The organism is Mycobacterium sp. IS-1556 (assembly GCF_001499985.1).
Lineage (GTDB): Bacteria > Actinomycetota > Actinomycetes > Mycobacteriales > Mycobacteriaceae > Mycobacterium.
This window is the reverse complement of the sequence record NZ_LQIM01000010.1, coordinates 71,975-92,636: the sequence shown is the minus strand read 5'-3', so window position 1 is coordinate 92,636 and position 20,662 is coordinate 71,975. Positions and strand designations below refer to the sequence as shown.

Below are 20,662 nucleotides of genomic sequence, written 5' to 3'. Positions count from 1 at the left end.
GGGGGGTCCAGATTGTGGACGGGGGTCGACGGCGGTGACCTGGGTCGGCGGATCGTCGGCCACGACTCCGCTGGTGACGGGGGGTCCAGATTGTGGACCCCCCCGGTCTACGACGGCGACCGGGCTGAGCGGATCGTCGGCCGCCGCGGACGTGGCTGCGGGAGTGTCGTCGGTGAAGTCGTCGAACAGTGAGGCCTGCGGACCTACCGTTCGGGCAGGCCGTCCCTGCGCAGGTCGGAGTAGATCATCTCCGCATACTTTGCGGTCAGCGGGTCCTCGGGGTGGGCGGGTGGCGTCAGGCCGTCCTCGGCCCGGGCCGCCAGTAGGTAGCCCGCCTTGATTCGGAACGGTCCCGAAAAGTCCGGAGCCGGCCACAGGTGGTCGATCAGGGCTTCGAGGTCCTCGCTGGGCTCGCTCTGCAGAGCTGGGTTCGTCCAGCGCTGCTCCCAGCTGACTGTGGCGGGGTCCGGGATCGGGTCTGGGGTCTCCCACTCCGGGGTGTTCTCGTCGGTCTCGATCAGGTCGTACAGCTCGTTGTTGAGCACCGTCTGTGCCGCCTGCGCCCGTGCCGACTCCAGCAGGGCCACCTTGGTCGCGTGGTTGGGTGTTTGGCCGTTGCGCTGGCGGCTCCACGCCGCGATGGCCTTCTCCCAGAGCTCCTCGGCCATGCTGGCCGCCATCGAGCTGATTTTGTCCGCTTCGGCCGTCAGGAAGTCGGTGCGCTGCTCGGGGGTCCACTCCTCGGGCAGGCTCAGCTCGGTCGAGTAGACGGTCTGCACCGCCTTCAGGATCTCCGGGTCGACCACCGTCACCGCCTGCCTCGTCGAGGGTGCTGAACAGATCCGGCTGGTTCGGGTCCGGCGTCCTGTTGCGGCCCATATTGTCCTCTCCTGACTCACGGTGGCTGGGTCCGGGTAGCCCCGCACGGCGAAGAACGCCCGTAGTCGCCGGTCGTTGATGCTCATCGGCAGGTGCGGCGTCATGGCCGCCGACCGATGTCGACGTCGACGAGCGGTACCGCTGGCAGACAGCCGACGGTGCTGGCGTGAATGAGCACGTCGATCACGGCGGAGGCACGCAGTATTCGCCGCCGGCCGCGCCAGCCACACGTGCATTCCGTCTGCGGACGGTGCATGGGTGATACGCGCACCCGCACGATTCCGGGGACGCGAGAACTGCTGGGCGCGGCGATGTCGCGGCGTAGTTCGTTCGGCGGCGACGGTGGTGGCCTCAGCATGGCAATCGCTCACCGCGGATGGTGTCGTCCGGGCCGCCGGCGTGGTCTTCGATCGACAGGACCTGGCGGATGGCGTCGTTGACCACCTGCGATGCCTCCTGTGGCAGCATGTGCCCCGCGTCGCGCAGGTGAAGGTGGGCGGCGCCGGGGATGGCGTCGGCCAGGTCGCGCGAATGAGCCGGTGGCGTCAGCAGGTCGGCGCCCCCGCTGACGACGACGGGTCTGGGCGCGGATCGAGCCGAGGGCGGCATAGGTGTCGTAGGTGCTTAGCGCCGGGAGGAATCCAACGATGGTTGCCACGGGGGTGGTGGCCAGCGCCGCGGCTGCGAGGGCGGCCAGGGTTGCTCGCCGTGCTTGGGCTGCGCCGCGCCAGGGGGTCAGGGCCGCGCAGATCGGTCCGGTGCACGCTCTCAACGCCGCGTCGGGGGCATGATTGATCAGGCCGAACATCGCTGAGATGGCGGGAGTCGCCAGTAGCCGGCCCAGGCCCCGCTCGGAGAGTTTTCCGGCTGCAGTCGCGGCCAGAACGAGTCCGTGAGGTTCGACCGGGCGATTGGTGGCGGGCCGTGCGCAGTACTCCAACGCCACCATTCCGCCCATTGAGTGGCCGACGAGGGTGAGATGACCGGTGATGTTGAGTGCGGTCAGCACCTCGGCGAGGTCAGCGGCCAGGGTGGACACGCGGTAGGTGCTCATCGGCGCGGCGGTGGACCGTCCGTGACCGCGGTGGTCGTAGGTGAGGACCCTCAGGTCATCGCCGTAACGGCGTCGTAGGTAGGCGATTTGACCCGTCCATGAATCGCCGGACAGGCAGAAGCCGTGCAGGAACACCACGGTGTGGCGTGCGGTGGGAGGCCCGTAGTCGCGCACGGCGAGCCGCACTCCATCGGTAGTGGTGACCGCCAGATCGACGCGCGCCGAGCGGGCGCGTCGGGGGAATCCCTTCAGGGTTGGGCGTGGGGATGCTTCGCCCGCCGTTTGCCTCGTCTTCGGGGTGGCGACAACCGTGGCTTCGGTACTCAAGGTCATCGAATGCTGGAGCGGCGCGAGTTGCGTGGAAATGGCTGTGCTCATCGGACTGCACTCCTGCCTGTTCCTGTTGGTGGGCTGAGGTATTCGCCGCACCCGCCGGATCCGAACTGTTTCCAAGGCACGAACGCGGGAGGGCCAGCTGGTCGCGGGCACCAAAAGCCCCAGGCTCGGCAGCGGGGGCCGGTGATGATCACCGTCGTGACGGGGTGCCCGAGTAGCTCCACTCGGTGCCGGGAACTGGCGCGGCGGAAGGCCACCGACCCGACTCGGCGCACGACGGTGCGGTGTTCACCGATCTCGCGGTAGCGCCCGTGCAGCACGATGGAGGCGAAGTGCCAGGGATGATCGTGCGGGACACTGGGATCGGACTGGCAGAAGCGGTGCCGGTAGATGTTGAGGACGGGGTTTCGCGGGATCAGGAACCAGCGCAGCAGATAGGGGTTGGCTGGGTCGTCACCGATGACTTGGTGTGGACGCCCGGACAGCAGGATGCGCAGCCAGTCCGCAATCGGCATTGCTTCCTCGTCCCGGGGGCTGCCGGTGTCGGTCATGACGCGCCCCGCTGAGACGGTCCGCAGCTGCAGTCACCGCCGGCGGCGACTGCCCAGTAGCGGACCCGCCTGTTGCTCGCCGGCTTGAGTCGCTGCACCGCGCCGCGGGCGCGCAACGCATCCAGGGCCCGGTACACCTGATCGACGACGAGCGGAGTCGCCCGATCGCGGTTGAGCCACCGCATCACGTCGGTGGTACTGACGGGGCAGCCGATGCGCTCTAGTGCGGCGAGCACTTCTGCGGTCAGCGGCGTCGCCGACATGGATCGAACTTCGAAGGTCGATGCGCGGCGGAGGCGCTGGGCGCTGTGAATAGCGCATCCAAGGCTGCGATTTCGTGGTCTGTGGCGGGATCGGTTATCGCAATCCAGGCGCGCCGGCAGTCGGCGGTGTCGGTCGTTGCGACGGCACCTTCGTTCTGGAGGCTGCGCAGCAGCCGGTAAATGGTCTCCTGGGTCGGGGGCAGCGGACGCGCGCTTCCCGGGACCGCTACGGTGGGTGCCCCCTGGCGGAGCTGCGTCGTGGTCAGCGGGTGCGCCGAACAGCGCAAGGCCGCGACGAGGTAGTCCCGTAAGACCCGGTTGGTGCAGGTCCTCGGGCCCGAACTAGGCACTGGCCGACTCCGCGACGCAGGCTCCGTTGCCGGGGAACGCGGCGTTGTGCATCGCTTCCCGGATTGCCAAGCAGCGCAGGCGGTGTGACTCGGGCTGGTGATCCATGGCGGCGACGACCATTGCCAGCTGCCGTCGGGCAACCTCGTGCTCCTCAACCGTGGCGTGTTCCCCGGGCAGATCCACCCCGGCCCACACTCCATCGGTGGCCTCCAGCGCCAGGGCCGTACGGGCGCACGCCTGCCGCAGCGGGCAATTGCCGCAGATCCGCTTGCACTGCTTGGTCTTGCGGTAGTCGAACCAGTCCTCTGGGTCAGCCGAGTAGTTGCACAGTCCGTTGATCTCCATCTTGACCGGATTGGCCACTAGATGCGTCACGACGCCACCTCCCGAGTTGGGCTCTACTTGGTTGTTAGTTGTGCCGTTCTTAGGCATGAGCTGATCATAACCCCAACCAGACGCATCTGTGCAGCACAAATCTTCAACTGTCCGCCGCACACGCCGACATGTGGACGATTCCGTGGCCTCGACAGTCCGAGCGGTGCCCGTATAAATGTCCGTTGAGCTGGGGCTACGCTGCATATGGTCGCGGCGGGCGACAGGGTGGCCACTGCCGGCGACCGACTCAAAAATTCTTCACGCGTCGTCGTCGGCAGCGGACAGATTGCGCCTTAGTTGGGTATTTGTGGCGCGGTCTGCTGGGTGCAGACGGGGTCTTAGCTGCCGACCGCGCACATAGTCAGATACGTGTCTGTTCAGGCTGCATGTGGTTCACTTTGAGTGTGGGCGGCGACATCGACGACGAAGCGGGCGAAACCACGCCGGCCAGCGGCGATGCTCTCGATCCCTCCCTGGCGAGACTGCGGGACTGCGTTGCGCGACGCCGCGCTGAACTGGGGCTATCCCAGCGTGCGCTCGCTGAGTTGGCCGGGGTGTCGCTCGGCACGGCGACCCGGCTCGAACGCGGCGCGGGCCCTCCTCGAGTGAGCAACGTGCCCAAGCTGGAGGACGCGCTGCAATGGCCACGCGGCACATTTCAGGCCATCCGCGATGGTGAAGACCCACCGAAGGTTCCACCGCGCGACACCGAGGCCGTAGTCGATCGTGCCGAAGCCCTCCAACAGCGCCTGGCCTCGGCCGGAGGGATGCGCAGCGCCACGCAGTATGGTCAGGCGCTCTCGATTGCCTCGGCCGTGGTGGCCATCACCGAGGTGTGTCTTGAGGTACTGACCAGCGAACTGAACGATCCCAGTGCACGCGCTGCAGCGCTCAAGGCGCTCGACGCCAACATGCGGCAGATGGAAACGCTGATCGCGGCCAGCCTGCCCGATGCCGAATCGTTCGATGACGCGATTGCCGTCATGCGCGAGGTGCACGAAAGTCGCGAATCCATCCAGAAGGCCGCAGAAACGCTTGGATAACGGGTTCGCAAGCCGATCCGTCAGTAGCCGCTGTAGCCGCCGCCGATGCTAGCGATGTGGACATGGTTGAAGTGGTTGGCGTTGGCCGAGCCTCGATCGCTCATTCCTGAGGAACTGCCGTCCGCGTTGTGCTGGGTTTGGCGCCAGATCGCGTGATCGAGCCCAAGCTCCTGGGCGTGGGCTTGGACGAACGCCACCACCCGATCGCCGAGCGCCTTCCCGGCAGGGGTGTCCCACTGCGGAATCATGACGTCGATCGCCAGCCCGGAGGGATGCCACTTGAGCGCATCTTGCCGGTACCCACCGATCTCGGTGATCTCAGGGAAGGCCGCACTGATCGCGCGGCTAAGCCGGCGGGTGTACTTCTGCAGGCGAGACTCGTTGGCCAGCCCGGGCCGGTCCAGCCCCGGCATACCCGGCACACCTGTGGCCGCACCGGGGCGACCGGACGATGATCTGCTGGCCAGGCCTGCTTTGGCGATCGGGCTGAAGAGGCCGCCGAGACCACTGAGTCCGCCGCCGCCTCCAAAGGCGCTCATCGGTGAGCCGCCGCCCATGGGCATTCCCATGCCGGCGCCCATCGGCATGCCGCCACCCATCGGGCGGCCGCCGTAACCGCCACCGGCCGCGCGAATCATGTTCGCTAACGCGATGTTTCGCTGCTCAGATTTGGTGAGTAGGGCTTTGGCCCGGTCGAGCTGGCCTTCGAGGTGATTGACCAGCACCGTCTTACCCGCCGGGGTGTCGGTGCTCGGCGCGATCGCATTGACCCCAGCCCGGGTGTCGCTCACCACCCCGTTCATCCCCGACCGGCCATCACGCGACTCGTTCGACGCCGTCACCACCTGCGGGCCCACACCACGGTCGGCGCCGATCACGTTGTCCAACGCGGCCACCCCGTTGCCGCCGGTCAACTTGTAACCCTCTCCCCCACGACCACTCCAGCTCGCCGGCACCGTGTCCACCGACACCCGCAAATCGGTCTTGAGGCTCTGCAACCCGCTCGTCGAGGGCAACCCCGCCGCCGGGGCGGCCTGACCGTACAGCTCCCGCGCACCACCGAGCGCCGTCGCCGTGGCATCAACCAGGCCCTGCAAGGACATAACCGGCAGTATCACCCACCACCAGCACAGCCGACCACCACCAACGCCCGATTCGCGCGACGCGGGGCTAGTAGCCCCGCGGGCTCGCGTGCGGGTTTGCCTGAGGCACCCGAGAAGCCAAGTTGGACCCGTCCGGACTCACGCCGTAGCGGTCCATGACGTAGTTCATTGAGGCCGCGACGTTGGCCACCGGTTCGTAGATACTCGTCGAGGTGCCCGGCTGGTGATATCCGGCGAACGTCGTGGGGATGCATTGCGCGGGGCCGCGGGAGCTGTTGGCTGGGGCGCCATCGGACATTCGGGCGCCATTAGCGTTGGAATCCGACAGGTTGACGACGTTGTCGTTGTGGCCGCTTTCGCGGCCGGTCAACGTCATATAGCCGTCGTGCCAGTATTTGCGGGCCACTGGATCGGTGACCCCGCGGGCGTCCAGGGCGGCGTTGATGGCCTCCGACATAGCCGCCGGCCCCTTGGGGAAGGTGCCCCGGCCGGCGAAGCTCACTTCCCCTACCGGGATCTTCGCTGCAGAGGATGCCGGTGCCGCACCGCGGGTCGCGGCCGCGCGTCGCGGTGACGAGGAATCCGTAAGGCCCGGAATCTTGCCGGTCAGGCCACTTAGTGCCGACAGCGAAGCCAGCGGTGACATCGCGCCACCCATACCTCCCATCGGCATACCGCCGCCGCCACCCATGGGCGCGCCGCCTCCCATGGGGGCTGCGCCGTAGCCGCTGCCAGCAGACTTGATCATCGCGGCGAGCATCTGGCCGCGCTGCTCAGATTTGGTGAGTAGGGCTTTGGCCCGGTCGAGCTGGCCTTCGAGGTGATTGACCAGCACCGTCTTACCCGCCGGGGTGTCGGTGCTCGGCGCGATCGCATTGACCCCAGCCCGGGTGTCGCTCACCACCCCGTTCATCCCCGACCGGCCATCACGCGACTCGTTCGACGCCGTCACCACCTGCGGGCCCACACCACGGTCGGCGCCGATCACGTTGTCCAACGCGGCCACCCCGTTGCCGCCGGTCAACTTGTAACCCTCTCCCCCACGACCACTCCAGCTCGCCGGCACCGTGTCCACCGACACCCGCAAATCGGTCTTGAGGCTCTGCAACCCGCTCGTCGAGGGCAACCCCGCCGCCGGGGCGGCCTGACCGTACAGCTCCCGCGCACCACCGAGCGCCGTCGCCGTGGCATCAACCAGGCCCTGCAAGGACATAACCGGCAGTATCACCCACCACCAGCACAGCCGACCACCACCAGAACCAAGATCGAGCTGAAAGCTGCACGGCTTCGATACCGCTTTGTGCACGAACGCGAACCGGCGCCCCGCCGTGTTGATGAACTGGGATCTGCCAGAGGGGTCTCGCGCGGCGGCCGCGCAACTCCCCCCGACCGTCCAACCTACCCGTCATTCGCTGCCGCGACCTCGCAGATCGAAAGCACCTAAAACCGTTGGCCCGCAGCGCCATCCAGCATCGGCCGGAATAGGTGTCCGCTGTTCAGGTGCAGTTTTCCGCGGAAAACTAGTGGTTCGAATGAGCAGTTTTCCGCGGAAAACCGGACCACGCGACGGGGCTGATTCGCCGCGGGGCAACTGCACTCCTGCGGCTCGCTACTGCTTGACGAGCTTTCTGAGCTGACTCGCCAGCGTCCGCGAGCCAGCGTCTCCGAGGTGCCCGTGCAACGCGACGGCGAGCGCATGGGGATCGACGTCGAAACGCCGCAGGGCTCGGCTCACCGCCCTCGCCTGGGTGGAGCTGGCGCCCTCCGTGCGTCCTTTGCCTGACGACGCCTCGACGTCAGCGGGGCCTTCTCCGTCAACCGCATCGAGGTCTGTGCGAGTTCTCTTCCACCGGATCACCTGCTCTTCGAGCGGGACGCGCGCCAGATCGCGGGCATCGCGGATGGCCAGCTCGCCGCGGCGAGTGGCTTCCTGCAGTTCGGGCGCCAGCTTCAGCAGCGCGCGCCGCTGGGAAACCCAGGTCTTACTCTTGCAGAGGTGTTCTGCGGCGGCGTCTGCGCTGCGGTACTCCCCCACCAAGCTCTCCACCGCCCGGGCTTCTTCGATCACGTCGAATCCCGATCGGTCGACATTCTCGGCGATGACAGCCGTGAGCAGCGTCGCCTTGTCCTTAGCCAGTTCGTCCCTGATGACGATATCGAGCTCGGGCCGGCCGAACTTGTGCGCAGCCGCTAGGCGGCGGTTGCCGAGGACCACAACCCAACGCGCATCGACGGCGGTATCGGGATAGAGCTTCACAAACGCGCCCTTGGTCACCACGACCACCGGTTGGAGCTGATGGTCGACGATCGACGCCAGCTCGTCGAGGTTGCCGAGCGAATCGCGCGGATTGTGCGGATTAGCCACCAGGTCCCGCAGCGGGACCGATCGCGAAAGGCCGGCCCGCGGGGCGATCACCGAACCCGCCGTGGTCCCGTCAACCGACGACTGCTCTCCGATCGCCTGGGCAAGTCGTTCAAAACTCTTCACTCCCCCGCGACTCATGAGTGAACTCCGGTCGCCATCAGTTCGTCGGCGAGGTTGTAGAAGTCGGCAGCGGCGTTGGCTGCTTTCCCGGTCTTCTTGTACTGCGTCACCACCACACCGTCGTTAGAGGCATTGGTGTGGAGCTTGTAGTGCCGGACTACCGTCTCAGCGAGCGGCCAGTCTCGCCCGCGAACAAATTCTTGCGTCTGGTTGAGCCAGTACGTGCCGTCACGGCTGTCGTGATTGTTGATGAAGACGCGGTAGGGGAGTTGGCGCGGTTCGAGGATCTTCCGGATGGTTCGCGCGGTGGGGTCAAAGCAGAGGGGTTCGGTAAGAATCGGCACGAGCACCTCGTCGGTCACATCGAGAACAGTACGTAGTGCGTCGGCGGAATGACCGTTTCCAAGCCCGTCTCCGGCGCCGTCCGGGTCCAGGTCGAACCAGCCGGCGGTATCGACATAGACCTCATCGATGGTCGGCAAGTTGTTCAGTTGCGCGAGCCATTCGAGGGGATCGTCATGCGCTTGAATCAGATGGAACGGTAGGTCTTCGACTTGGTTGGCCCACCATTGGGCGGACCCTTGCGGGTCAATAGAGATCGCGGCGACGGGGGATTGGGCGTCCTCATCCCGCCCCTGGCTGAGGCGCTCGGCGCGAACGGCAGCGAGGTTGACAGTGGCGGTGCTTTTGCCGACACCGCCCTTTTGATTCAGGAGAGTAACTACTCGGGTCATGGCGTGGGATCCTTCAAGGTTCTTCACTCGCGGATGCGGAAAGCTCTGCGGAACAGACGGTAGGAAGGCTACGTCGGCCGCTCGACATTCTCTCGACGACACGCTCAAGACGAGGTAACAAGTGAGCCAGTTTTCCGCGGAAAACTGGCTCACGTCAGGCATTCACGCAGATAGGTTATGGAGCGGTCCAATTCTCACGCTCGGCACCGTGAAGGCGTGTGACCTGCATATATGCGCCAGTTTTCCGCGGAAAACCACGGGCCGCGATGGTCAGTTCGATGGAGAACTGGCGCGCGTGGCGGGTCGGCTGGCTGGCGCAAGCTGCGCGTCCAACGACAAAGCACTCTTACCGATAGGTGCGCGGCGCACCTCCCAGTTTTCCGCGGAAAACCGATCTCCGAAAGCGCCGGCTGCTGCTGTCCCGGCGTTTGGGGTCGGGCGAGCAGAGCGGCTGCTCGCGATGCGAACTTCGAACTCCGATCGGGGCGGCCTTGTGAGCTGGGGGAGCGGCGAGGACGGCGCTCCGCCTAGCGCGGTGGCGCATCGACGCGCAGCCTCAACCGTGGACGCTCGCGCTGTGCGCGGCCGCGGCCGCTGGAACACCCAGCGCACGCCCGAGCACAGCGACTGGTCCACCCCGATGCCACAGCCTTTCAGCGGCCGGCAGATCAGAGCAGCGGGGTCAGTTGTGGCCACTTCCGTCGCGGACGGTGCATCCGCCACCATGTCGGTTCGGCGGCGCGCGCTGTCGGTCATGATCCGCCGGGCGGGCGCCGTCGGAAACGAGCACCTCGCGCAGACATCGCGGCGGGGCGCAGCCACGTCGTGACCGGTGCACGTCGCCTGTCATCCTGGGCGATGAGCCCAAGGGTGCCGCTACCCCCGCGGAGGGAACGGATCGGGGCGGTCGATGGTGTCCTTCGCCCGGATTCGCCCCTGCTCATCGTGAATGGTGAGTTCCCCGCCGCCGTCGTTCTCCAGGATTTGCCGTGCTCGGTCTATGGCCTCAGCCTGTGTGTCGTAGTGGGCGCTGGCACGATCGGCGCCGGGTTTCTGCACATCCCAGCCGCCGCGTTCGCTGGGGACGACGTGACGTGCGTTTCTGTTGGTCTCTGCCATCCTCCGATGCTGGCAGCCAGCGCGTGCATCGGCTTGCAGTTTCGACGAAAAGACCCACACGGCCGGGGGTCCGATGGAGCTAGTCGACGACCCTCACCGTTCGCACCGCCACCTCAACGTTGTCGAGGATCTGCTCCACCGGCATCCCCGACTTCTCGGCGAAGTGCTCAGCCAGCGTCGCGGCCACATTCGCCAACCCGGTGATCAAGTCAGGAGCTGCCTCCGCGAACGCTGCGTTCGTTGCATCGACGCCACCGGGAACCAGCTGCGCCACAGCGCGAGTCGCCGCGAATACATTCTGTTGAGGATCATCACTGCCGACGGCAGCCCGCACAATCCCTACCGCCTTCAGCGTGTTCGACTGCTGTAGCCGAGTCCACTGAATCTCTGCCATCTCCACACCGTAGTTGTCGGCAAACCACGATGGGCCAAACTCCAGCTCGCCCACCTATGATCTGGAGTCGGAAGGAACTTCCGAGCCGAGGGCTTGACCGAGGAGGGCAAGTGCCGCATCCCAAATCGGGTGCGGATTCCGCCTGTAGTAGACCCGACCCGGGCCCTCTTGGCGGGTGATCAAGCCGGCCTCTGTGAGGTCCCTGATCGGGGCTTGGACAGCACTTTGGGCGTGGAACCCCAGTTCGATCGCCAAGTCCGTGGGATTGACGAGCCCATCGCTTTGGGCGATTGCCGCCATGATGGCCAGTCGGTGCTTCTGCCCGAACACAGTCGCAGAGAGTTGCTGAACTCTCAATGACTGTGCGTACGACACGCCTGACATGCTATTACACGATTCGTGTTACACAGAACATGTTACTGATAATGTGTTATCGGAATCGTGTAATAGCTGCTCAGCATGTGGGCTGGCAGGGCCGAGCTGATCGGAGCGTCTGGTGGCAGATATGAATACCGGTGACGACGCGAACGGCCGGCGGCGCAACTGGCGTCATCGGGAGAACCGAGCGTCTTCCAAGCTGGTCGCTAAGCGTGTTAGCGAAGATGACCATTCTGCCCTGACACGGTATGCCGAGGCCCGCGGAGTCAAAGTCGCGGAGTTGCTGGCGCCGGCGGTCGCTGATCTCATCCAGCAGGCGCATCAGTTCTGCGAACAAGCCGACGCTCGATCCGAACCGGCCAGGGCGTCATAGGACTGCTCACGACCAGGGGACGGTTGACGATCCCGTCGAGCGCCGACCGGAGAGTCACGAACGATATGCACGGCTGCTCGACCGTGCGTAGGTGATCCAGCTCGTCACGATCTGGGTCATCGGTGAAATAGCCGCTTTCCGTAAATGTGTCGGGCCGCCGTGTGGGTCCTCTCGGCACGAATCCGCCTCTGGTGGTGGACAATACGCAGCGTGGTCCGGAATGCTGCCCTGTACCGGCCCCGAGGGGTGTTGACCTAGCAAGGCGCGCGCACGTGTGCCGAGGCTTCGCCTGGGGACCAATTGCGACAGGGACGGGCATACCTATGACAGCACTTCTCATTGAGGACGCCAGCGGGCCGGCTCAGACCGCGACGCCTATGTCGGATTACGCAGTTCATCGTGTCCCGGAGACGGGGGATCCCCTGCCTGTGGTGGCGGCGGACCGGGGGGTGTCCGACAAGATCGAGGACCGAGCTGCGCGCCTCTCGCTGATCCGCATGACACGAGCAACTGCGGTGGGGATAACAGTCCTTATTGCGGCGCTGAGCTTTGTCCTATCGTTCGCGTCATTGGCAGACCTAGCTGCTCGCACTGTATGGCCGGGGAACTTGGCATGGCTGTGGCCGGTGATCATCGACGGCACGATCGTGTTGGCAACGATGGCGTTGGTCGCCTTCTCGGCCTATCCGGAGCAGCGCGGGCCGCGCCGCTACTTCTGGGCTCTGCTGGGGGTTGGTGCTGCGGTCAGTGTGACCGGCAATGCCGTGCACGCGATGCTGCCCAATGACCATCTGCCGGGTCCGGTGTTGGGGTCGTGGGGGGCAGCCGCGATTGCGTGTGTGCCGCCGATCGCGCTCGTTCTCGTTACCCACGCTCTCTCGATCCTGTGGAGGTTCACTCCGTACGAGCCGCGACGAGATCGCCCAGCGGCAGGATGACGCACTCGCACTTGCTGCTGAGCGACTCGAGCGGTGGGATGCGGTGGCGGCGGCCATTCACGAACGCGGGCAGATGCTGTCGCACCCAACCGCCAAGATCGCCGACGCGCTGCGCATGCTCCACGACACCCAGCCGCCCCTGGCGCTGCGCCAGATCGGGCAACAGCTCGGGCTGCGTCACGACACTGTGGCCCGCATCCGCGACGCCGCCAAGGCCGTGCTCGACGAGCGCACGGACGAGCCGACATACCCCGGCACGTCGCTGCCTTGAAGCCTTTGCGCCCGCCTGCGGAACATCAGACACCAAGTGGGTAGTCCGCCGCGGTGAAGAGTGCGTAGTCGGTCCACTCCTCGTACTTCGCGATGACCACGCCAAGGTAGACGACTTGGAGCACGGCCTCGCTGACCTCCGCGCGGATCGCAGTGTTGGGTTCGAGGTAACGGCTGCCGGTAACGAGGTCGACAAACCCGTCGCGGCGAAGGATGCGCACGCCGCCGCCACCGGCGGCGAGGCCTTCGCGGAAGTAGCTCTCCGAGCACTCCGAGACGGTGGTGGCTAGTGGGCCGTCGGTGACAAAGTATCGCGTTCGCACTGGGTTCCTTTCCGACTGTGATTGGTTACCGTCTGCACGGTACGAAACGACCGTGCAGGCTCCCGCGGTTAACGCGGTGACCTGCGCAGAGGCACATTTCGTATCGGTAGGTTCGGGGTCTGATTCATCGGCGGCCGCGCCGGTGTCTGATCGCGGCCAGCACCGCGGCCACTTCTGCTCGGCCCTGTCCGTGCAATGCCTGTCGGCCGATCTCCCGTCCTTCGGCGTGCGCCTGGCGCTCGGCTGCGCGGCGACGCTGCTGCTCGGTCCGCTCGGCCGCGGCCGCGGCGGCGGCCGCCTCGGCGTAGGCCATCGGGCGCACGGAGAGCTCGTTGTGGGCTGTGTAGGCGGCCAAGATGGCTCCGATGAGCCCGATCGGCCGGGGCGGCGCGTCGGAAATCCGGTGGCCACCGATCAGCCAGTCCGAAACGGCAGCGTTGAGGTCCTCGGCGGTCCAACCTGCACGGGCGGGAGCGGCCAGAACCGCTGCCCAGGCGCCGGTACCGTACTTGCGTGACCACGGTGGTGCCTTGGGGTGTGCGCGCCAGGCTCGCGCTAGCCGCTGCCCGTCCTTGTCGATGCTTCGGCGGCGCGGAGCGACGCCTTGCCGGGCGCCCTCGGCGCCCGCGTGGGTAGTAACCAGTCTCTTCAAAGGTGAGATAGCAGTGTTAAGTGGGGACCGTTCCAGATGGGGTGTCAGTATGTGGATAACCCGGTTGACCTGCTGGTTGTCGTGCAGCGCCCAGACTGAGGCCCAGCCGCGGCACCGATCGCCCATCCGCCAGGACGCCATCCGCTCCACGTAGGTGCGCTGGCGGCCGCGAACCACCTCTGTTGCAACGCCCAGCAGACGCAGGCACTCACGTGCCCGCTGAACAGTGCGCTCCGAGAAACCCGTCCGTGTCGCCAGTGTCGCCACGCTCGGCCGGCAGTTACGGCCGGTGCTGCGGTCAGCGAAGCGCGCCATCTCCGCGGCGATCGCCACCACGGCGCGCTTGGAGACCGGGGCAGTCATCTGCTCACGGATCTGCCGGTAGCGCTGGTCGTAGGCGCACGCCACGGTTACCTGTGCCCAACGAGTGGGGCCACCGCTCCAGCACGCGACGCCGGCGTGCGCGTCCGGCTCGATCTCGAGGGTGACGAACTGGCTGGGGGAGGGCAGCTCCCGGCCGGCCATGCGGCGGCCGCGGCGGATAGCTACGACGTCGGCGACCGGGGTCGTGCGGATGGTGCCGCGTCGGCGCACCGTGGTGCTGCAGCCGCGATACGAGCGCGGCGAATTGTCCACATTCGGCGTGGACATACGGAGAAACGCGGTGCGCAGATCTGGACCAGTGCCAGCGCATACGCTACCGTGAGACCTGTCTCTCACGACAGTCCCTTCGGGAAAGTGGCGCTTAAGCCGCGACCAGGCCCTCCGGTTGCCGCCGGGGGGCACAGTCGTCTTTACGGCTGTTTAGCGCCTATGAAGATGTGTGCGTATTGCGCTGGGATCTAGCGAGCAAGACAGTTCCCTACGGGAGGGCTGAAAAGATCCCAAGCGCTGAGATTGGTTACATCGCCAAGGGCAGTCCCTCCTCTTTCGCGGTGGCGTGGGCCCGGCTGACGCCAAGGCTCTCTGCGATGGCGTCGGCGATGTAGACCGCGCGGGGTAGCCCGGATTCGCTTGCGCCGCTTTCGAGTTCGTGGGCGACGTCGGGATGTACTCGCACGGTGCAATGCCTGGTGGCTCCAGCGGAGTGGGCCGCCAGGGCATCGGTGCCGTCAGTTCGCAGCGGTAGGGCGATCTGGAGGTGGCGGATGAGGTCCGCTCGGCCGACATGCCAGGACAGGAGGTCGGCCAGAAATGGTGAGCGATCCAGCGTGCCCCGGGCGCCGTCGACGAGGCGCTCGAGCCCGGGCCACAGCGCTGCAGTGACGACCGTGCGCGGACCGAGATGTGGGCGGCCCCGTCGGCTGGCCGAGGGGGCCGCATCCGATGCGGTCAACGGCGCTCACTCCTTTCGTCTCGGGCGGGAATGGTCGACGGCGTCCTACGCAGCAGGTCACAAAGGCTGGTGTGCCTCCTGTTGCTGGTGTTACTGACCGAAGTTTCGCACGCAGCTGGCGGATTAACCGCCGGGACACGCTGGTCATTGTGCAACTGGATGCGACATTCCGGTGCGCAGATCTTTACGCACGCTCTTTCAGAAAATCCACCGACACGCCGGACATTGGAGATCGAATCGTGATCTTGAGCTGTCGGCACTGAGATTGACGGCGAATGTGGCTGTGGTGGTGGACCCGTCAAGGTCTGCGCTCTTATCGTCCGATCCATGAACTCTTTGGTGGCGCACCTGCTGGCTGCAATGCTCGCTGACGCAGCGGATCAGCTGTCCGGCACGCCGCCTAGCGCGCGGGTCTCTGTCGTGGACAGAACCGTTTCGTGCTGCGGCGGCGCTGAGGGAGGCGGCCGCTGATGGCCACCGCGGCCGAGGTCGTCGAAGCGATTGACCACATCCTGCGCTTCAAGCCCGACTGGCGCGGAACGCTCAACGATGCGGACTTCGCCGCACTCAACGACATGTATCAACGGGCGAAGAATCATCCCGAGGAATGGCTGATTAACAAGGATCTGCCGACAACCCTTGACGACAAGTATCTGGGGGCGCTGCGGCTGGACAACCCGACGCTGTTCGATGGGGCGAAGCTGGTTGACCCGCCCGGGGCCCCGCCGGCGACGGTGCCGGCCAGTGTCGACGCCCCTCCAGCCGCGCCGGGCCAGGGGTCGGCACCGGCCGATGACGGCTTTTCCGGGCGGGCGGCGGAAGCGTCTCAGCGTGTTGATGAGGCGTTGGCCAAGAACACGACCGCGCTGGCCGAGGCCGACGAGGAGCTCGTGGATGCGGTCCTGGGCGCCAAGACGGGATCTGATGAGGGCAAAGCTCAGTTGCAGGCGTTGCAGGCCGCGCTGGTGGACCAAATCCATAAGCTGGGGCCAACTTTGGACACCCCTGCCGGCCAGCAGCAGCTCAATGATTTTCTGCAGAGCAAGACTCAGGAGATTCTGGGCATCGTCAAGTCCTCGGGGATGGACGCCGAGTCCAAGGCCGAAGTGCTCGATGCGCTCGCTCAGCGTTATGACGCGGTGAAGGATTCTGCCGGCACGGGCGGCGTCTCCACGGACCCGGCGGCAGACGGTGGTAGCGGCCAAACTGGGGGTGGCACAGGCGGTTCGGCGGGTGCAACACCGCCAGCGGATGCTGGCGCCGGGGCCGGTGACCCGCTGGCTAGTGACCCGCTGCTAAGCGGGCTGGCCTCCGATCCGCTGATGGCAGGCCTGGGCGGGCTGGCGGGCCCGGCGATGGGTGCACTGTCTGGGCTGCCGGGTGCGATGGGCTCGATGATGCCCGGAATGGGCGGCTTTGGCGGGGGAGGGGGACTCGGCGATCTGGGCGGTGCGATTGGCGGGGCGATCAAGGAAGCCACCTCGCGCACTGCGGATGACCCGGCTGAAACGCTCAAGGATGATCCGCTGGCGGCCAAGCCCGAGAGCCCCGAGCAAGGCAGCGCTGATGAGAAGTCCGATGATGCGGCCGCCGCCGATGGGGACGCCAAGGGTGCGCCGGTGAGTGAGCCGGCGGCGGCCAAGCCCGCTGAGGGTGAGCAGCCTCAGCCGGTAGCCGCTGAGACCGGGCAGGTTCCTCCGGCACAGCCCGGGCCCGACGTGTCGGTGAAGCTGCCGGACGGGTCGACCGTCACTGCCGACAATCCGCAGTTGGCCCATGCTGGCCGCCTGGTCCTCGAAGGCGCCAGTCTCGACGACGCGGCGGGACAGGCCCAGATCACGGTGCTGCCCCCGGGTGCCCCGGTGAATGAGCCGGTCTCGCCCAGTCAACTGAAGCTGATGGACTACGCGCAGTTCACCGATCACCGGGTGATGGCGCTGGGCAACGGCAAGGTCTGGTTGAACGGGCAGGTAACCCCTGTTGAGGAGATGCCTACCGGCCCGAACTTCCTGGGCTGGGCACGTCCGCAGGTCCAGACAGCTCCAGCAGCTCCGGCAGCAACCGTGCTGGCGGGGGCGAACTAGGTGTCAGCATCCACCGACGAACGGGGTTAAATTATGAGTGTGGTAGTCCAGGTCGATCCCTCTGAGCTGCGTCGTCGTGCTGAGGTGCACGCGCAGGCGATCGACCAGATCGTGGCTGCTCGCGCCGACAACGAGCGGATGACGACCGAGGCGCAAACCTTGGGTCCGCTGTATCACCAGGTCAAGGCTTCGGTCAACGATGTTGCGGCCAAGCGCGACGCAGCCTTGGCCAGTGAGCAGCGGCGTCATGAGCAGATGCGTGATGCCCTGTTGGCCTCGGCCGCCGAGTACGAGCGGGTCGAGGCTGAGAACCGGGCGCGCGTGACGATCAGCCCGTCCGATACGTAGGGGGCTGGTGTTGGAGTCCGTGCAGCAGACGACGGTGGAGGTCTTCGAGGCCACCAGCAACGATGAGTCCATCATCGTCTCTGTCGACCGTCAGGGCGCTTCGGTCGGGGTGCAGCTGGAGCCGGAGGCGATGGATCTCGCCGACGAGGAGTTGGCGGCGCGGATCATCCGATTGAATACCCTGGCCTACCTGCGGTCACAGTTGGCGCTGCGGTTGGAGATGGAAGGCAATCACGTGGAGAACGTGGGCTCATTTCTGCCCACCGAGGATCAGGTGGCCGCGTTCGCGATGACCATCGACTTTTAGGGGAAGACATGCCAAGCAGTGGGGGGCCACGCCTTGATGTGTCCTACGGCGGGATGGCCACGGTTGCGGCAACGATGACCTCGGCCGCTGGCAGTCTGGCGGCGTTGGGAGCGGCACCCCCCGTTCATGCCCCATTGGCGCCGGACGAGGTGTCGACCACCGCGGCGGCCCGGCTCTCCGAGCACGGGGGAGTGCTGTCGAGTCGGGCATTGGACGGCGCAGCAGTCCTGACCGCGGCCGCGCAGGCCGTGGTCGCCGTGAGCGCCAACATGGCGGAAATCGACGCCGCCAACGCCGCATCGCTGGCTGTGGGCGGTGCACCCGCGGCGGCGGGGGGTGGCGCGGCGACCCCGGCCGCCGTCAAGTCCAACGCGGTGGCACCCGATACGCCGATCGCGCCGATGGCTCCGCGCCCCGGCGAGGCGACCGCTGGGCTGATCGAGGCGGGCAGCAGCAGTGCCGGCGCGACATTTCACACCGCATGCCGCGCCTACCAGGGCGCTTTCGAAGCCTGCGCTGTCGCCGCCCGGACTGCCGAGAGCGCTGTCGCGGCCGGCATCACCGGGCAGACCGGACCGCAGTTGGCGGCCTCGTTGAACAAGTTCGCGTCGTGGGCCGATCAGATGGCTTCCCATTCCGCCACGGTGGCTCAAGCCGCGCAGGATCACGGTGGCCGCTTCGACCGCACCCAGCAAGAAACTCCGCGCACCCAGCAGTTCACCGATACGCGGCAGTCGATGACCCGTGCGCAGATGCTGATGATGCAGACCGGCGGCCTGATGGGTTCAGACCAGTTCGTGCGGTATGGCAATCACCTGCAACAGCTCGACAACAAAGCTACGACAGCCGGGGTGTCCTATCACCTTTCGGAGCTGCCGCAGGCGCCGCCGCCGCCACCGCCGGTCACCGACATCGTCAATGATGGGGCCAGCGCGCCCAGCGAAGGATCCGGACAGCCAGGGGAGCGTAAGCCCGGCGAGAGCGAAGATCAGCACGGCGCGGGCGCGTCGTCCGACCTCGACGCGACCTCAGCCGCCGCCGGGGGTAGCGATCCATTGGCCGACCCTGCCGCTGATCCGCTGCTGGCCGGCGCGGAGGGCGCCTCGCCCATGGGCGGTGACCCGATGCAGCAGATGCTTCCGATGGCGGCGATGGTCCCCTCAATGCTCGCGGGTGCTCTCGGCGGCGCCATGGGCGCAGTGACCAGCGTTCCGCAGCAGCTCATGGGGGCCGCTCAGCAGGTCATGCAGGGTGCGGCGTCGAGCCTCCAGGAGGAGCCTGACCTCGGGCTCGATACCCCGCTCGACGACGCGGGACTGTCTGACTTCGGCGGCGGCCTCGGCAGCGGCGGCGGTGGTGGTGGTGGCAGCGGTGGCGGTATGGAGCCAGCCGGACTGGACACCTCCCTGCCTCCAGGCGGTGGTGCGTTGGCCGCTGCGTCGGCGCCCACCGGTGGTGCACCGGCGCTGCCGACCAGCAGCGGAGCGGTGAGCCCGCCGGGCTCACCCGTACCGGCCGGCGCCGGCATGGGCGGGATGGGCATGATTCCGCCGATGATGGGCGGCATGGGCGCTGGCGGCGGCGCGGGTGGCGACCGCGCGAAGCCGCCACCGGACAAGACCGTGGTCCTGCCCTCCATTCCGAACGGAGAGCCCGTCAAAGGTGAGGTCGAACGTCGCCAAACCGTCAGCGTCGACAACGCCGCTGCCACCAAAACGGGATCCGGAGACCAAGCTGCTCCCGGTCGTCCGCGCCGCCGCGTCACGATGCCACCCGACAGCGAAGGGGATGCGAAATGACCGCAGCGCACGGATCCGCCGCCAGGCCAGTGGCCACGCTCAACGGCGCTCGCCCCGCAGCCTACGAATCAGACGCCGAGTTGGTGGCCCGCAATGTTGCGACGATCGAGCGCGTTCAGCAGACGCTCCGGGATCTTCGGAAAAAGTGGGCCAGCATCGACGTCCACATGGAAAGCGCTGACGGTGACGTCCAGCTGTCGGTCAATCATCATGGGCGGCTGATGTCATTGTCGCTGGCCCCAGGATGCACGACGCGCTACACAAACGAGGGGCTTGAGCAGGTAATTAGCACGACGCTGCAGGCTGCTGTTGCCGACGCCTACGCCGAGCGTGCCGTCATCGAGCAGAACGCAGAAGAGGCAGCCCGAGAGGCTGCTGAGCTGCTCGACAAGCTCCAGTAATGCAGGTCACGCTGCCAACCGGTGATGGCGAATCGGGCCGTGCTGGTAGCCACATGTCGTCAATCGGCGCTACGGTTAATGCATGAACGAGGGCACGTCACCGCAGGTCGGGCCCGCTGCGGCGGGTCCAGGCTCGCCGTGGGCCCCTCCGCGGGGGCCGGAACAGCCACCGACGGGTGGATTCCCCCAAGGCACCCCCACCGGAGTGCTCCCCCCTCAGGCCTATCCACCAGCCCCCTTCATGCCGCCGGCCCCCGCGCCGCGTGAACGCAAGCCGAAGTCGGTGTGGGCGCTTTCAGGTGGCGCGGTCGTGCTCGCGATGGCAGCGGTAGTGATGGGCGCTCTGGCGTGGACGCGCCCCGATCCGGCGCCGGTCACCACAACAGTGACACCCTCCGCACCCACCTACAGCGCCGAAGAAGTCAGCGCAGCCCGCGACGAGGCGTGCGCCGCGGCCAAGTCAGTGGTCGCCGCGGTGTACGAGGCCTCGGTGCCGCTCGTGGCGGCGCTGCCCAACCGCGACAGCCCCGAGTACAAAGCCGCGCTCGCCAATGAGCAAGCGGTGGTCCTGGTCGAAATGGAGTACCTGCGCCTGCACACCCCGCCGGCCACACCACGCGAGATCGCCGACCCGATGGGCGACTACATCGACGCCACGCTTGCCGTCCTGGCCGCCGACACCAGCGGCCAGGACCGCAACCTACCCGCACAGCAGGGCCAGACCGCGATGGACAAAGTCCACGCGGCCTGCCAGAAGTAGGAGGGG

The 20,662-nt window shown here is 66.7% G+C and carries 24 protein-coding genes and 1 pseudogene; 10 read left to right on the top strand and 15 right to left on the bottom strand.

The genetic code is table 11. The features are described 5' to 3' along the window. A partial coding sequence (locus AU187_RS25775) for a hypothetical protein (protein WP_216636051.1) occupies positions 1-192 on the top strand: 192 nt, incomplete at its 5' end. Between the two features lie 11 nt (positions 193-203). Here AU187_RS25775 and AU187_RS08905 read toward each other — a convergent pair. The 6 genes and pseudogenes from AU187_RS08905 to AU187_RS08885 all read right to left on the bottom strand — a co-directional run bounded on the left by AU187_RS08905 (position 204) and on the right by AU187_RS08885 (position 3,809). After that, the gene (locus AU187_RS08905) at positions 204-812 is read right to left on the bottom strand and encodes a hypothetical protein (protein ID WP_286131894.1); all 609 of its coding nucleotides are present in this window, start codon (positions 810-812) and stop codon (positions 204-206) included. A 418-nt stretch (positions 813-1,230) separates the two neighbouring features. Next, positions 1,231-1,488 (bottom strand): alpha/beta fold hydrolase, encoded by a 258-nt coding sequence (locus AU187_RS25900; protein WP_286131893.1) that lies wholly within the window; start codon positions 1,486-1,488, stop codon positions 1,231-1,233. Between the two features lie 43 nt (positions 1,489-1,531). Then, positions 1,532-2,266, bottom strand: a pseudogene (locus tag AU187_RS08900) (alpha/beta fold hydrolase); the annotation flags it as partial. Between the two features lie 41 nt (positions 2,267-2,307). Next, positions 2,308-2,820 carry a hypothetical protein gene (locus tag AU187_RS08895; protein WP_059166643.1) on the bottom strand — a complete coding sequence of 171 codons (513 nt, stop codon included), beginning with the start codon at positions 2,818-2,820 and terminating at the stop codon, positions 2,308-2,310. Beyond that, positions 2,817-3,083, bottom strand: a complete 267-nt coding sequence (locus AU187_RS08890) for a hypothetical protein (protein ID WP_059166642.1) — start codon at positions 3,081-3,083, stop codon at positions 2,817-2,819. Before AU187_RS08890 ends, AU187_RS08895 begins: the two co-directional genes overlap by 4 nt. Before the next feature lie 342 nt (positions 3,084-3,425). Beyond that, complete coding sequence (locus tag AU187_RS08885; RefSeq protein ID WP_082691789.1) at positions 3,426-3,809, bottom strand: WhiB family transcriptional regulator; 384 nt, start codon at positions 3,807-3,809, stop codon at positions 3,426-3,428. A gap of 404 nt (positions 3,810-4,213) precedes the next feature. Between AU187_RS08885 and AU187_RS08880 the strand changes: the two genes are divergently transcribed. Then, the gene (locus AU187_RS08880; protein WP_059166640.1) at positions 4,214-4,852 is read left to right on the top strand and encodes a helix-turn-helix domain-containing protein; all 639 of its coding nucleotides are present in this window, start codon (positions 4,214-4,216) and stop codon (positions 4,850-4,852) included. A gap of 20 nt (positions 4,853-4,872) precedes the next feature. On the opposite strand, the gene AU187_RS24940 is transcribed toward AU187_RS08880, so the two are convergent. The 6 genes from AU187_RS24940 to AU187_RS08845 form a co-directional block, all read right to left on the bottom strand. Next, the gene (locus AU187_RS24940) at positions 4,873-5,955 is read right to left on the bottom strand and encodes a VldE C-terminal domain-containing protein (protein ID WP_082691787.1); all 1,083 of its coding nucleotides are present in this window, start codon (positions 5,953-5,955) and stop codon (positions 4,873-4,875) included. Positions 5,956-6,022: 67 nt separating this feature from the next. Beyond that, a complete protein-coding gene (locus AU187_RS24935; RefSeq protein WP_082691786.1) occupies positions 6,023-7,168 on the bottom strand; it encodes a lysozyme family protein in 1,146 nt (381 codons plus the stop codon). Between the two features lie 396 nt (positions 7,169-7,564). Then, a complete protein-coding gene (locus AU187_RS08865; protein ID WP_059166639.1) occupies positions 7,565-8,458 on the bottom strand; it encodes a ParB/RepB/Spo0J family partition protein in 894 nt (297 codons plus the stop codon). Then, entirely contained in the window at positions 8,455-9,174 is a 720-nt protein-coding gene (locus AU187_RS08860; protein WP_059166638.1) for a ParA family protein, read from the bottom strand. The genes AU187_RS08865 and AU187_RS08860 overlap by 4 nt, the downstream gene beginning before the upstream one ends. Before the next feature lie 876 nt (positions 9,175-10,050). Then, complete coding sequence (locus AU187_RS08850) at positions 10,051-10,293, bottom strand: DUF2188 domain-containing protein (protein ID WP_059166636.1); 243 nt, start codon at positions 10,291-10,293, stop codon at positions 10,051-10,053. Between the two features lie 79 nt (positions 10,294-10,372). Continuing rightward, positions 10,373-10,741: a hypothetical protein gene (locus AU187_RS08845; RefSeq protein WP_059166635.1), complete on the bottom strand. Its 369-nt coding sequence runs from the start codon at positions 10,739-10,741 to the stop codon at positions 10,373-10,375. Positions 10,742-11,887: 1,146 nt separating this feature from the next. Between AU187_RS08845 and AU187_RS08830 the strand changes: the two genes are divergently transcribed. Both AU187_RS08830 and AU187_RS08825 read left to right on the top strand, forming a co-directional pair. Beyond that, on the top strand, positions 11,888-12,376 hold the full coding sequence (locus AU187_RS08830) for a DUF2637 domain-containing protein (RefSeq protein WP_172800193.1): 489 nt from the start codon (positions 11,888-11,890) through the stop codon (positions 12,374-12,376). A gap of 43 nt (positions 12,377-12,419) precedes the next feature. Continuing rightward, positions 12,420-12,647 carry a hypothetical protein gene (locus tag AU187_RS08825; RefSeq protein WP_059166632.1) on the top strand — a complete coding sequence of 76 codons (228 nt, stop codon included), beginning with the start codon at positions 12,420-12,422 and terminating at the stop codon, positions 12,645-12,647. 25 nt (positions 12,648-12,672) lie between these two features. Here the strand turns inward: AU187_RS08825 and AU187_RS08820 are convergent, their stop codons facing one another. From AU187_RS08820 to AU187_RS08810, 3 genes are all read right to left on the bottom strand, one after another. Further along, positions 12,673-12,969: a hypothetical protein gene (locus tag AU187_RS08820; RefSeq protein ID WP_059166631.1), complete on the bottom strand. Its 297-nt coding sequence runs from the start codon at positions 12,967-12,969 to the stop codon at positions 12,673-12,675. A 124-nt stretch (positions 12,970-13,093) separates the two neighbouring features. Beyond that, positions 13,094-14,272 carry a helix-turn-helix domain-containing protein gene (locus tag AU187_RS08815; RefSeq protein WP_286131891.1) on the bottom strand — a complete coding sequence of 393 codons (1,179 nt, stop codon included), beginning with the start codon at positions 14,270-14,272 and terminating at the stop codon, positions 13,094-13,096. Positions 14,273-14,522: 250 nt separating this feature from the next. Then, entirely contained in the window at positions 14,523-14,957 is a 435-nt protein-coding gene (locus tag AU187_RS08810) for a hypothetical protein (protein WP_059166630.1), read from the bottom strand. 470 nt (positions 14,958-15,427) lie between these two features. Between AU187_RS08810 and AU187_RS08805 the strand changes: the two genes are divergently transcribed. The 6 genes from AU187_RS08805 (at position 15,428) to AU187_RS25895 (ending at position 20,656) form a co-directional block, all read left to right on the top strand. Then, positions 15,428-17,041, top strand: a complete 1,614-nt coding sequence (locus tag AU187_RS08805; RefSeq protein WP_059166629.1) for a DUF4226 domain-containing protein — start codon at positions 15,428-15,430, stop codon at positions 17,039-17,041. A 33-nt stretch (positions 17,042-17,074) separates the two neighbouring features. Beyond that, a complete protein-coding gene (locus AU187_RS08800) occupies positions 17,075-17,389 on the top strand; it encodes a type VII secretion target (protein ID WP_082691785.1) in 315 nt (104 codons plus the stop codon). Positions 17,390-17,396: 7 nt separating this feature from the next. Further along, positions 17,397-17,696, top strand: coding sequence for a hypothetical protein (locus AU187_RS08795; RefSeq protein WP_059166627.1), 300 nt, complete (start codon positions 17,397-17,399; stop codon positions 17,694-17,696). Between the two features lie 8 nt (positions 17,697-17,704). After that, entirely contained in the window at positions 17,705-19,495 is a 1,791-nt protein-coding gene (locus AU187_RS08790; RefSeq protein WP_082691784.1) for a hypothetical protein, read from the top strand. Next, the gene (locus tag AU187_RS08785; RefSeq protein WP_082691783.1) at positions 19,492-19,896 is read left to right on the top strand and encodes a YbaB/EbfC family nucleoid-associated protein; all 405 of its coding nucleotides are present in this window, start codon (positions 19,492-19,494) and stop codon (positions 19,894-19,896) included. Before AU187_RS08790 ends, AU187_RS08785 begins: the two co-directional genes overlap by 4 nt. Positions 19,897-19,978: 82 nt before the next feature. Continuing rightward, a complete protein-coding gene (locus AU187_RS25895; RefSeq protein WP_286131889.1) occupies positions 19,979-20,656 on the top strand; it encodes a hypothetical protein in 678 nt (225 codons plus the stop codon). Positions 20,657-20,662: the final 6 nt, after the last annotated feature.